The sequence below is a fragment of the Streptomyces sp. NBC_00670 genome, from assembly GCF_036226765.1.
GTDB lineage: Bacteria > Actinomycetota > Actinomycetes > Streptomycetales > Streptomycetaceae > Streptomyces.
The window spans coordinates 2,394,072-2,406,242 of the sequence record NZ_CP109017.1; the positions used below are offsets into that span (position 1 = coordinate 2,394,072).

Consider the following 12,171-nt stretch of genomic DNA (forward strand, 5'->3'; position numbering starts at 1 on the left):
GGCGCGCTGGGCCCCCGGGCCCGGAAAAGTCCTACGGCACTGTCAGTGTCGCGTCGTACCCTGGAATGACTGGAATCACCAGGGCGCCCGTGTGGCGGGCGAGACGTTCCGAGGAGGACGAGCAAGGCCTACAGAGCCGGCCCATGACTCAGACATCCACAGCGCACGACCCCGCGAAGGGGCAGGCACGAGCGCAGATCACCGTGCCCGCCCAGCACCCCATGGTGACCGTGCTGGGCTCCGGAGACTCTCTGCTGCGCGTGATCGAGAAGGCGTTCCCCGAGACGGACATCCATGTCCGGGGCAACGAAATCAGCGCGGTCGGCGACACCCACGAGGTGGCCCTCGTCCAGCGCGTGTTCGACGAGATGATGCTGGTGCTCCGCACCGGACAGCCGATGACGGAGGACGCGGTGGAACGGTCGATCGCCATGCTCAAGGCGAGCGAGAACGGCGAGGGCGACGGCCAGGAGACGCCGGCACAGGTGCTCACGCAGAACATCCTGTCCTCGCGCGGCCGCACGATCCGCCCCAAGACGCTCAACCAGAAGCGGTACGTCGACGCGATAGACAAGCACACGATCGTCTTCGGCATCGGCCCCGCCGGTACGGGCAAGACGTATCTCGCCATGGCCAAGGCGGTCCAGGCCCTGCAGTCCAAGCAGGTCAACCGGATCATCCTGACCCGCCCGGCGGTCGAGGCCGGCGAGCGCCTGGGCTTCCTGCCCGGCACGCTCTACGAGAAGATCGACCCGTATCTGCGCCCGCTCTACGACGCGCTGCACGACATGCTCGACCCCGACTCGATCCCGCGGCTGATGGCGGCGGGCACGATCGAGGTCGCCCCGCTGGCGTACATGCGCGGCCGGACGCTGAACGACGCCTTCATCATCCTGGACGAGGCCCAGAACACCTCGCCCGAGCAGATGAAGATGTTCCTCACCCGGCTCGGCTTCGACTCGAAGATCGTGATCACGGGTGACGTGACGCAGGTGGACCTGCCGAGCGGCACCAAGTCCGGTCTGCGGCAGGTGCAGGACATCCTGGAGGGCGTGGACGACGTCCACTTCTCCCGGCTGTCGTCGCAGGATGTCGTCCGGCACAAGCTGGTCGGCCGTATCGTCGACGCCTACGAGAAGTACGACAGCACGCACGGCACCGAGAACGGCACCCACAAGAGCCCCGAGCGGGGCGACAAGGGCGGCCGGGGCCGGTCGTCCGGGCACAAGGGGAAGTAGAGACACGGCACGACCATGTCGATCGACGTCAACAACGAGTCCGGAACCGAGGTCGACGAGCAGGCGATCCTCGACATCGCCCGCCACGCCCTCGCGCGGATGCGCATCCACCCGCTCTCCGAGCTCTCGGTGATCGTCGTGGACGCCGACGCCATGGAGCAGCTGCACCGGCAGTGGATGGACCTGCCGGGGCCCACGGACGTGATGTCCTTCCCGATGGACGAACTGCGTCCGCCGGGCAAGGACGACGACGAGCCCCCGCAGGGCCTCCTCGGTGACATCGTGCTCTGTCCCGAGGTCGCGGCCAAGCAGGGCGCCGAGGCGCCCACGCAGCACTCCATGGACGAGGAACTGCAGCTGCTCACCGTGCACGGGGTGCTGCATCTGCTGGGCTACGACCACGAGGAGCCCGACGAGAAGGCCGAGATGTTCGGTCTGCAGGCCGCCATCGTGGACGGCTGGCGGGCGGAGAAGGGCATGACCGGCCAGTCCCCGGCCCCGACCGTCTCATGACCCAGCTGATCGCCGGGGCCGTCGCCCTGGTCGTCGTCGCCTGGCTCGCCGCCTGCGCGGAGGCGGGCCTGGCGCGGATCTCCAGCTTCCGCGCCGAGGAGGCCGTACGGTCCGGGCGGCGCGGCGGGGCCCGGCTGGCGCAGGTCGCCGCCGACCCGACGCGCTACCTCAACCTGGCGCTGCTGCTGCGGGTGGCCTGCGAGATGGCCGCCGCGGCCGTGGTGACGTACGCCTGTCTGAAGGAGTTCGACGGCACGGCGGAGGCGCTGACCGTCGCCATCGCGGTGATGGTGCTGGTGTCGTACGTGGCGGTCGGCGTCTCGCCGCGCACCATCGGCCGCCAGCACCCGCTGAACACGGCGACGGTGGCCGCGTACGTGCTGGTGCCGCTGGCCCGGGTCCTCGGCCCGCTGCCCTCGCTGCTCATCCTCATCGGCAACGCGCTCACCCCCGGCAAGGGCTTCCGCCGGGGCCCGTTCGCCTCCGAGGCGGAGCTGCGGGCGCTGGTGGACCTCGCGGAGGCGGAGTCGCTGATCGAGGACGAGGAGCGCCGCATGGTGCACTCGGTCTTCGAGCTGGGCGACACGCTGGTGCGCGAGGTGATGGTGCCGCGCACGGACCTGGTGGTCATCGAGCGGTACAAGACGATCCGGCAGGCGCTGACGCTGGCGCTGCGCTCCGGCTTCTCGCGCATCCCGGTGACCGGGGACAGCGAGGACGACATCGTCGGGATCGTCTACCTCAAGGACCTGGCCCGCAAGACGCACATCAGCCGGGACGCGGAGAGCGACCTGGTCTCCACGGCGATGCGGCCGGCGTCCTTCGTGCCCGACACGAAGAACGCGGGCGATCTGCTGCGCGAGATGCAGCAGGAGCGCCACCACGTGGCCGTCGTGATCGACGAGTACGGCGGCACGGCGGGCATCGTCACCATCGAGGACATCCTCGAGGAGATCGTCGGCGAGATCACCGACGAGTACGACCGCGAGCTGCCGCCGGTGGAGGAGCTGGGCGGGGACCGCTTCCGGGTCACCGCGCGCCTGGACATCGGCGACCTCGGCGAGCTGTACGGCGTCGAGGAGTACGACGACGAGGATGTGGAGACGGTGGGCGGCCTGCTTGCCAAGGCGCTCGGCCGGGTGCCCATCGCGGGCGCGTCCTCGGAGGTCGAGCTGCCCGACGGGCGCCGGCTGCGGCTGACGGCGGAGGCGGCGGCCGGGCGGCGGAACAAGATCGTGACGGTGCTGGTGGAGCCGGTGGTGCCGGCCGCGGTGCCGGACCGGGAGGAGGCGCGGTCCGAGTGACCCCGCAGCGGCTGCGCGCCCTGTGCCTGTCCTTCAACGCGGTGGTGGAGGACTTCCCCTTCAACCCGGACACCTCCGTCTTCAAGGTGCTGGGGAAGATGTTCGCGCTGACGAACCTGGGGGCGCGGCCGCTGACGGTCAACCTGAAGTGCGACCCGGAGGACACGGTGCGGCTCCGGGAGGAGCATGCGGGGCTGATCGTTCCCGGGTACCACATGAACAAGCGGCACTGGAACACCGTCACGGTGGACGGGTCGCTGCCGGACCGGCTGGTGCGGGAGCTGGTGGAGGACTCCTACGACCTGGTGGTGGCGGGGTTGCCGCGGGCGGAGCGGCTCCGCCTCGACCGCCCCTGAGGCACGCGCCGGGCGGCCGGGTTCGTATGCTCGGGGCATGACCGACAGCAACGCGCTCGACGCCGAGGACCGCAAGATCGTCACCCTGGCCCGGTCGGCCCGGGCCCGCAACGGTGTGCCCGAGGGTGCTGCCGTGCGGGACGAGACGGGGCGTACGTATGTGGCGGGGAGCGTGGAGCTTGCCTCGCTCCGGCTGAGCGCGCTGCGCACGGCGGTGGCGATGGCGGTGGCGTCCGGGGCGAAGTCCCTGGAGGCGGCGGCGGTGGTGTCCGAGGCGGGCGGCGTTCCGGCGGAGGATCTGGCGGCGGTGCGGGATCTCGGCGGTGCTGGCACGCCGGTCCATCTGGCAGGGCCGGACGGGGCGGTGCGGGAGTCGCTCGCGGCGGGCTGAGCGCGCCCGGATGCGGCCGGTGCGGCGGGGCTCCGTGGATCAGGGACAATGGGCGCCATGAGCGTTGCTACCCAGTCCTCCGAAGAGCCGGCCGAGGCCGTCCACCGTGCCGGTTTCGCCTGCTTCGTGGGCCGCCCCAACGCGGGCAAGTCCACCCTGACGAACGCTCTGGTCGGCCAGAAGGTGGCGATCACCTCCAACCGGCCGCAGACGACGCGGCACACGGTGCGCGGCATCGTGCACCGGCCGGACGCGCAGCTCATCCTGGTGGACACCCCGGGGCTGCACAAGCCGCGCACGCTGCTCGGCGAGCGGCTCAACGACGTCGTACGGGCGACCTGGGCGGAGGTCGACGTGATCGGCTTCTGCCTCCCGGCCGACCAGAAGCTCGGCCCGGGCGACCGGTTCATCGCCAAGGAACTGGCCGGGATCAAGCGGACGCCCAAGGTCGCCATCGTCACCAAGACGGACCTGGTGGACTCCAAGGCGCTGGCCGAGCAGCTCATCGCGATCGACCAGCTCGGCAAGGAGCTGGGGATCACCTGGGCGGAGATCGTGCCGGTGTCGGCGACGGGAGGCAAGCAGGTGGACCTGCTGGCCGACCTGCTGATCCCGCTGCTGCCCGAGGGGCCCGCGCTCTACCCCGAGGGCGATCTGACGGACGAGCCCGAGCAGGTCATGGTGGCCGAGCTGATCCGGGAGGCGGCGCTGGAGGGGGTGCGGGACGAGCTGCCGCACTCGATCGCGGTGGTGGTGGAGGAGATGCTGCCGCGCGAGGACCGGCCCGCCGACAAGCCCCTGCTCGACATCCACGCGAACGTGTTCATCGAGCGGCCCAGTCAGAAGGGGATCATCATCGGGCCGAAGGGGAAGCGGCTGAAGGACGTGGGGATCAAGTCGCGGAAGCAGATCGAGGCGTTGCTGGGGACGCCGGTTTTCCTGGACCTTCATGTGAAGGTCGCCAAGGACTGGCAGCGGGATCCGAAGCAGTTGCGGCGGCTGGGGTTCTGACGGGGGGATTTTCCGCCCCCGCCGCCCCTACCCTTCCCCGGGGGCTGCGCCCCCGGACCCCCTGAAAGATTGCGCCCGCGCGGCGGAGCCGTAGATCGACACAGCCCCGCGCCCCTTATACCGACCTGCCGAAGCCGATTGTCGGGACCGCTCTGCGGAGCGGCCAGGGGCGTACGTGGTCCATGGGGAGCAGGTCGGCGAGGAAGGCGTAACGGCGCAGGGCCGTCGGGTCCTGGTCGTCGTACGACTGGACGCGGCGCCACCACGCCGCCACCTCCGACCAGCCGGGTGCCGAGAGGGAGCCGCCGAACTCCTGGACGGAGAGGGCGGCGGTGAGGCCGGCGAAGGCGAGGCGGTCGGCGAGCGGCCAGCCGGCCAGGGAGCCGGTGACGAAGCCGGCCACGAAAACGTCGCCGGCGCCGGTCGGGTCGAGGGCCTCCACCGCGATCGCGGGCACCTCCGCCGTCTCGCCGGTGCGCGCGTCCACCGCGTACGCCCCTTCCGCGCCCAGGGTCACCACGGCCACCGGCACGTGTGCGGTGAGCGCGCGGGCGGCGGCGCGCGGGCAGTCGGCGCCGGTGTAGCGCATGGCCTCCTCCGCGTTGGGCAGGAACGCCTCGCAGTGCGCGAGGTCGGTGAGTCCTGCCAGGTCCCAGGCTCCGGTGTCGTCCCAGCCGACGTCGGCGAAGATGCGTGTGCCCGTGCGGGCGGCCTCGGCGATCCAGGGGGCCGGGACGCCCGGCACGAGCGAGGCGATCGCGGCGCGGGCGCGCGGCGGGTGGTCGGGGGCGCTCTCCTGGGCGAGCGCCGCCTCCTGCGGCGGCTCGTGCCCGTGGGAGACCATCGTGCGCTCCCCCTCGTACGCCATGGAGACGGTGACCGGGGAGTGCCAGCCGGGGACCGTCCGGGAGAGGGTGAGGTCGATGCCCTCGCCCTGTGCGAGGGCGTCCCAGCAGTACTCGCCGTAGTGGTCGTCGCCGAACGCGGCGGCGAGGGAGGTGCGCAGGCCGAGCCGGGCCAGCGCGGTGGCCATGTTGGCGACGCCGCCGGGGCTGGAGCCCATGCCGCGCGCCCAGGACTCGGTGCCGCGCACGGGGGCGGAGTCGAGTCCGGTGAAGACGATGTCCAGGAAGACGGTGCCGGTGAGGTACACGTCCCAGGGCGGATCGCCCGGGGCGCGCAGGGCGGCCAGCGGGTCGACGTGGGCGGGGCTGTGCGGTCCCTCTCCGGTGGACGGGGTCACGGTGCGCTCCCTGAACGTGGTGCGGTTCCGGCCAGTGTGCACCACCGGGCCCGTCCGGCGGGGGTACGCGCGCCCGCGCACCCCCGCCCCCGTGCGGCAGGGCCCGCTACCAGCGCGGTACGACCGGGGTGACCCACGCCGGGTCGGCGATCCGCATGGCGGCCGCGTCGTCCCGCTCGCGCAGTCCGCCGTCGTCGTCCAGCCAGCGGCGGTGCAGGAACGCGAGCCGGTCGCGGTCGAGTTCGACGCCGAGGCCGGGGGCGTCGGAGACCGTCACCTTGCCGCCGTCGAACGTCAGCCGTTCGGTGAGGACGTCCTCGGACTGCCAGGGGTAGTGCGAGTCGCAGGCGTGGTGGAGGTTCGGGACGGTGGCCGCGACATGGGTCATGGCGGCGAGGCTGATGCCGAGGTGGGTGTTGGAGTGCATGGACACGCCGACGCCGAACGTGCGGCACAGCGCGGCGAGTTGCTGGGTGTGGCGCAGTCCGCCCCAGTAGTGGTGGTCGGAGAGGACGACCTGTACGGCGTCCTTGGTGAACGCCTCCTTGATCTCCGCGAACGTCGTCACGCACATGTTGGTGGCCAGCGGCACCTCGGTGCGGGCGGCGACCTCTGCCATGGCGGGCGTGCCGAGCGCCGGGTCCTCCAGGTATTCGAGGACGTCGCCGAGTTCCGCCGCCACCTTCACCGAGGTCTGAACCGACCAGGCGCCGTTGGGGTCGAGCCGCAGCGGGTGGCCGGGGAAGGCCTCGGCGAGCGCGCGGATCGCGGCGATCTCCTGCTCGGGTGGGAAGACACCGCCCTTGAGCTTGAAGGAGGTGAAGCCGTACCGCTCGGTGAACTTCCGTGCCTGCGCGACGATTCCGGCCGGGTCGACGGCGGCGCCCCAGTCGTCCCGCTCCGAGGCGACGCCCTCGGGGTGGGCGGCCCACTTGTAGAAGAGGTAGGCGCTGTACTCGACGGCGTCGCGGACCTTGCCGCCGAGCAGCGCGTGCACGGGCAGGCCGAGGGACCTGCCGAGCGCGTCGAGGCAGGCCACCTCGAAACCGGAGACGACGGACAGCCGCAGCTTGTCGGCGGTCTGGACGCCGCGCAGTCCGCCGACGTCGACCTGTCCGGAGACGTGGGAGGAGTCGACGGCGACCTCGTCCATGAGTGTGAACAGCCCGTTGAGGTCGGTGAGCCGGTGCCCGACCAGTTTCGCGGCGAACGGCCGGGCCAGTTCGAGGTACTTGGTGTCGCCGTAGGTCTCGCCGACGCCGGTGACGCCGTCGGCGGTGGTGACCTCGATGATCAGCCGGGGGGTGTACGGCTGGTGCACGCCCTGGGTGTTGAGCAGCGGCGGGTCGGCGACGAGGATCGGCGTCAGCCGGACGTCCGTGAGGGTGAGGTCGCGGGTCACAGGGCGGCTCCTACGAGGGCGAGTCCGGTCGTCAGCAGGGTGGTGAGGTCGGCCAGGTCGGCGGCCGAGGGGGCGGTGAGCGGGGCGCGCACGGGGCCGACCGGGCAGCCGCGCAGCCGGGCGGCGGCCTTGACCAGGGACACGGCGTACCCGGGCACGCGGTCGCGCAGTTCGACGAGCGGGACGTAGAAGTCGCGCAGCAGCTTCTCCACCGTGCCGTCGTCGCCGTCGCGCAGGGCGGCGAAGAAGGCGTTCGCGATCTCGGGCGCGAAGGCGTGCACGGCGGAGGAGTAGGCGGGGACGCCGACGGTGGCGTACGCGCGGGCCTGCATCTCGGCGGTGGAGGCGCCGTTGAAGAAGAGGAAGCCGTCGGGGGCGGTGAGGGTGAGGCGCTGGAGGCGGTCGAGGTCGCTGTGCCCGTCCTTGAGCCCGATGACGCCGGGGATCGTTGTGATCCGCCGGAAGGCGTCGAGCCCGTAGGCGACCTGGCCGCGCTGGTAGGCGATCAGCGGCAGCCGGGTGCGGGCGGCCAACTGTGCGAGCTGGGCGACCAGGCCGTCCTGCGGGGCGGCGGTGAGGTAGTGCGGCAGCACGAGCAGCGCGTCGGCGCCGGCCTCCTCGGCGATCCGTGCGAACCGGGCGGCCTGCGCCCACCCGTACCCGGTCCCGGCCACCACGGGCACGCGCCCGGCCGCGGCCTCGACGGTCGCCGTGACGACCTGCCGGTACTCCTCCTCGTCCAGGGAGAAGAACTCGCCGGTCCCGCAGGCCGGGAAGACGGCCCCGGGCGCGGTGGCCAGCCGCCCGGCGACGTAGTCCCGGAACCCGTCGGGATCGAGCGAGCCGTCCTCGTGGAAGGAGGTCAGGGGGAAGGACAGCACACCCCCCGCCATCCCGTCCCGCAACCGCTGCGCCACGCCACTGGCTCCGGCATCGAGGCTCACCCTCGCTCATCTCCCTACGTAGACGTTATTCACGTATACAGATGAAGGTTAGATACTCGAACGGCGTCCCGTCAATCGGGACCGGGAACGAGGCCGGGGCCGGTAGGCGGTGGCCAGCACGGAGACGGTGACGGGGCCGGGGAGGAGCCCGCCGCCCTCCAGCGCGGCCCGGCTCACGTGCCGGGCGGACGGCGTCATGCCCACGAGGTCCAGTGCCTCCGTCGCGCCCAAGGCCATGCGGTACTCGACCCGCTCGTCGTCGGCGGCCTCGAAGAAGGGATCGAGCGCCCGGTGCAGACGCCGCTCCTTGCCCGGATCGACGGCGACCATCGCGGGCACCCGGTCCCGCAGCTCGGCCAGGTGCCGCTCGGTGGGGCGGACGACGACCAGCCGGCCGGTCGGCCGGAGCACCCGGTGGAACTCGGCCGGACTGCGCGGCGCGAACACGTCCAGTACGACGTCGACCACCGCGTCGGCCAGCGGAAGGGGACGGAAGACGTCCCAGGCCGCCGCGGCGGCCCGCTCATGGGCCCGGGCCGCCGCGCGCAGTGCGCGCACGGAGGTGTCCAGCCCGAGGCCACGGGCGCCGGGCAGCCGGTCGAGCACCCCGGCCAGGTAGTACCCGGTGCCGCACCCGACGTCCAGCACCGTGTCCGCCCGCCCGGCCCGGGACCCGGCCGCCAGAGCGGCCACGGCCCGGCGGACGGGCGCGTAACCGCCCCCGGTCAGGAACCGCTCCCGGGCCCGGACCATGCCGGCGTCGTCACCGCTGGTGGCACGGACACCCGTCAGCAGTGCGGCGTAACCGTGCCGGGCGACGTCGAAGGCATGCCCCGCCGGGCAGCGCAGCGTGCCCCGCGGGCCGGGGGACAGACGGTGGGTGCGGCACGCCGGACAGCGCAGCAGATCGAGGGAGCGTACGAGGGCAGGGGGAAACGACACGGGCACGGGGCACTCCTGACAGGGGTGGAGGGAAGGAACCGTGCCCGCACGCGCGCGGAAGGCCGCCGCCTCGCAGGAGCCGGGGAAGTCGCCGCCTCACAAGAGAACGGGCGGCGCCGGAAGGGCCGTGCACGCCGCGGGCACGCCAAGGAGGGCGGCGCCGGACGGCGCCGCCCTCAGTGTCTTCCGGTCACAGGAAGCAGCAGTGCGGGGTGCTCAGGAATGCCACGCCGGGAGTCTACGAGAACGCGTATGCCTCCACCTCCGCCAGGTACCGCGCCCGCAGCTCCTCGTCGTCGTCCAGGAAGGAGGCGAGGAAGGAGTTGCGGGCCAGTGCGCGGAGGCGGGACTCCCCCAACCCGAGTTCGTCCCGTACGCCGTCGAAGTTGTCGCCGGCGTAGCCGCCGAAGTAGGCGGGGTCGTCGGAGTTGACCGTGCAGAGGAGGCCGGCGTCGAGCATGGCGGGGAGGGGGTGGTCGGCGAGGCGGTCGACCGTGCGCAGGCGGACGTTGGACAGGGGGCAGAGGGTGAGCGGGATACGGTCGCGCACCAGGCGTTCGACCAGCGCCGGGTCCTCCACGCAGCGCAGGCCGTGGTCGACGCGTTCCACGCCGAGGACGTCGAGGGCCTCGGTGATGTACTCCGGCGGGCCCTCCTCCCCCGCGTGCGCCACCCGGCGCAGACCGAGCGCGGCGGCGGCCTCGTAGACCTCGCGGAACTTCGCGGGCGGGTTGCCGACCTCGGCGGAGTCGAGTCCGATGCCGGTGATGCGGTCCAGGTAGGGCTTGGCCTCGTCCAGGGTGCGCAGGGCCGACTCGGCGGGCTCGTCGCGCAGGAAGCAGAGGATCAGCCGGGTGGAGATCCCGTGGTTCCGGGCGCTGCTGCCCAGCGCCCGCCACAGCCCCTCGACGACCGTGCCCATCTCCACACCGCGCGCGGTGTGGGCCTGCGGGTCGAAGAAGATCTCCGCGTGCCGCACGCCCTGGGCGGCGGCCCGGGCGAGGTAGGCGTCGGCGAGGTCGGCGAAGTCCCGCTCGGTGCGCAGGACCGCCATCAGCTCGTAGTACAGGTTCAGAAAGGACTGCAGGTCCTCGAACCGGTACGCCTCGCGGAGCGCGTCCGTGTCGGCGTACGGCAGGGACACGCCGTTGCGCGCGGCAAGCTCGAACACGAGCTCCGGTTCCAGGGTGCCTTCGATATGCAGGTGCAGTTCGGCTTTCGGTATGGGCATCAGAGCATTTTACGGCTCTTTCACACCCGTTTCGGAACCGGTACGCGTTGGAGATCGCGGGCGACGGTCAGCTCGCCCGCGAAACCGGCGGCCCGGGCCTGCCGCTCGAACTCGGCGGGGTCGGGGTAGCGCTGGCTGAAGTGGGTGAGGACGAGATGCCGTACGCCGGCGTCCCGGGCGACGCGGGCCGCCTGGCCCGCCGTGAGGTGGCCGTGGTCGGTGGCCAGCTCCTCGTCCTCGTCGAGGAAGGTCGACTCGATGGCGAGGAGGTCGCAGCCCTCGGCGAGGGCGTGCACGCCGTCGCACAGCCGGGTGTCCATGATGAACGCGAACCGCTGTCCGCGCCGCTCCTCGCTCACCGCCTCCAGCGGGACCCCGTCGAGGGAGCCCTCGCGCTGGATGCGGCCGATGTCGGGGCCCGCGATGCCGTGCGCGGCGAGCCGGTCCGGCAGCATGCGGCGGCCGTCGGGCTCGACGAGGCGGTAGCCGTAGGACTCGACGGGGTGGTCGAGGCGGTGGGTGTGCAGGGTGTACGCGGGGGTTCGCGCCAGGACGCCGTCGGTGTCGACGGGGGCCTCGGTGAGCGCGACCGTCTCGCGGTACGCCGTCGCGTACCGCAGCCGTTCGAAGAACCGCTGCCCGGAGGCCGGGTAGTGGGCGGTGATCTCGTGCGGGACGCGGTCGAGGTTGATGCGCTGGATGACGCCGGCGAGGCCGAGGGAGTGGTCGCCGTGGAAGTGGGTGACGCAGATCCGGTTCAGGTCGTGCGCGGCGACGCCGGCGCGCAGCATCTGTCGCTGGGTGCCCTCGCCGGGGTCGAACAGGATGCCCTCGGCGTCCCAGCGGAGCAGGTAGCCGTTGTGGTTGCGGTGCCGGGTCGGGACCTGGCTGGCGGTGCCGAGGACGACGAGTTCGCGGGCGGACACGGTGGCCTCCGTCCTCTGTCTAGCCGGGGGGCCACTGGAGGCCGCGGCCGCCGAGGACGTGGGCGTGGGTGTGGAAGACGGTCTGGCCGGCGTCGGCGCCCGTGTTGAACACGATGCGGTAGCTGTCGAGTCCTTCGTCGGTGGCGACCGCGTGGGTCTCGCGGAGGACGTCCGCGGCGAGGGTGGGGTCGGCGGTGGCGAGGGCGGCGGCGTCGGCGTGGTGGGCCTTGGGGATGACGAGGACGTGGGTGGGGGCCTGGGGGTTGATGTCGCGGAACGCGAGGGTGGTGTCGGTCTCGCGAACGATCGTGGCGGGGACCTGTCCCGCGACGATCTTGCAGAACAGGCAGTCGTCCTGCGGCTCTCCGGCCATGGGGTTCCTCCTCGCGGGCGGGTGGATCACGCTGCGGGCATGCTATCGGCCGCACCGGGGAGTTTTTTCGCCCCCGCCGCCCCTACCCGTCCCGTCCCCCAAGGGCTCCGCCCCTTCAACCCCGACGCCCTCCGGGCGGGGAGGCGCTGGAGGCTCGGGGTGGGTGGGAAGGATACGGAGGGCTCGAGGTGGGTGGGGAGTGCGGAAGAGCTCGGGTGGGTGGGGAGTCGCATGAGAGCTCGGGTGGGTGGGTTCGTTGGCGGGTGCGGGTGCGTCGTGGTTGCTCGCGCAGTTCCC

13 protein-coding genes are annotated in these 12,171 nt (G+C 72.3%); 6 read left to right on the forward strand and 7 right to left on the reverse strand.

What is annotated here, in order from left to right:
* Window positions 1-143 precede the first annotated feature (143 nt).
* The 6 genes from OIE12_RS10660 to era are packed head-to-tail and all read left to right on the forward strand — an operon-like array spanning window position 144 to window position 4,813.
* Window positions 144-1,238 carry a PhoH family protein gene (locus OIE12_RS10660; protein ID WP_329134103.1) on the forward strand — a complete coding sequence of 365 codons (1,095 nt, stop codon included), beginning with the start codon at window positions 144-146 and terminating at the stop codon, window positions 1,236-1,238.
* A gap of 15 nt (window positions 1,239-1,253) precedes the next feature.
* Window positions 1,254-1,751 (forward strand): rRNA maturation RNase YbeY, encoded by a 498-nt coding sequence (gene ybeY / locus OIE12_RS10665; protein WP_329134105.1) that lies wholly within the window; start codon window positions 1,254-1,256, stop codon window positions 1,749-1,751.
* Window positions 1,748-3,055 (forward strand): hemolysin family protein, encoded by a 1,308-nt coding sequence (locus tag OIE12_RS10670; protein ID WP_329134107.1) that lies wholly within the window; start codon window positions 1,748-1,750, stop codon window positions 3,053-3,055. The genes ybeY and OIE12_RS10670 overlap by 4 nt, the downstream gene beginning before the upstream one ends.
* Window positions 3,052-3,411: an MmcQ/YjbR family DNA-binding protein gene (locus OIE12_RS10675; RefSeq protein ID WP_329134109.1), complete on the forward strand. Its 360-nt coding sequence runs from the start codon at window positions 3,052-3,054 to the stop codon at window positions 3,409-3,411. The genes OIE12_RS10670 and OIE12_RS10675 overlap by 4 nt, the downstream gene beginning before the upstream one ends.
* 37 nt (window positions 3,412-3,448) lie before the next feature.
* On the forward strand, window positions 3,449-3,802 hold the full coding sequence (locus OIE12_RS10680; RefSeq protein WP_329134111.1) for a cytidine deaminase: 354 nt from the start codon (window positions 3,449-3,451) through the stop codon (window positions 3,800-3,802).
* Between the two features lie 57 nt (window positions 3,803-3,859).
* Window positions 3,860-4,813, forward strand: a complete 954-nt coding sequence (gene era / locus OIE12_RS10685) for a GTPase Era (RefSeq protein WP_329134113.1) — start codon at window positions 3,860-3,862, stop codon at window positions 4,811-4,813.
* A 115-nt stretch (window positions 4,814-4,928) separates the two neighbouring features.
* Here the strand turns inward: era and OIE12_RS10690 are convergent, their stop codons facing one another.
* The 7 genes from OIE12_RS10690 to OIE12_RS10720 all read right to left on the reverse strand — a co-directional run bounded on the left by OIE12_RS10690 (window position 4,929) and on the right by OIE12_RS10720 (window position 11,874).
* Window positions 4,929-6,056, reverse strand: coding sequence for a carbohydrate kinase family protein (locus tag OIE12_RS10690; protein WP_329134116.1), 1,128 nt, complete (start codon window positions 6,054-6,056; stop codon window positions 4,929-4,931).
* A gap of 106 nt (window positions 6,057-6,162) precedes the next feature.
* Entirely contained in the window at window positions 6,163-7,458 is a 1,296-nt protein-coding gene (locus OIE12_RS10695; RefSeq protein ID WP_329134118.1) for a glucarate dehydratase family protein, read from the reverse strand.
* On the reverse strand, window positions 7,455-8,351 hold the full coding sequence (locus OIE12_RS10700; protein ID WP_329141850.1) for a 5-dehydro-4-deoxyglucarate dehydratase: 897 nt from the start codon (window positions 8,349-8,351) through the stop codon (window positions 7,455-7,457). The genes OIE12_RS10695 and OIE12_RS10700 overlap by 4 nt, the downstream gene beginning before the upstream one ends.
* A gap of 99 nt (window positions 8,352-8,450) precedes the next feature.
* Entirely contained in the window at window positions 8,451-9,350 is a 900-nt protein-coding gene (locus tag OIE12_RS10705) for a methyltransferase domain-containing protein (protein WP_329134120.1), read from the reverse strand.
* A 232-nt stretch (window positions 9,351-9,582) separates the two neighbouring features.
* A complete protein-coding gene (locus tag OIE12_RS10710) occupies window positions 9,583-10,575 on the reverse strand; it encodes an adenosine deaminase (RefSeq protein ID WP_329134122.1) in 993 nt (330 codons plus the stop codon).
* 20 nt (window positions 10,576-10,595) lie between these two features.
* A complete protein-coding gene (locus OIE12_RS10715) occupies window positions 10,596-11,501 on the reverse strand; it encodes a ribonuclease Z (RefSeq protein ID WP_329134123.1) in 906 nt (301 codons plus the stop codon).
* A gap of 19 nt (window positions 11,502-11,520) precedes the next feature.
* The gene (locus OIE12_RS10720) at window positions 11,521-11,874 is read right to left on the reverse strand and encodes a histidine triad nucleotide-binding protein (RefSeq protein ID WP_329134125.1); all 354 of its coding nucleotides are present in this window, start codon (window positions 11,872-11,874) and stop codon (window positions 11,521-11,523) included.
* Window positions 11,875-12,171: the final 297 nt, after the last annotated feature.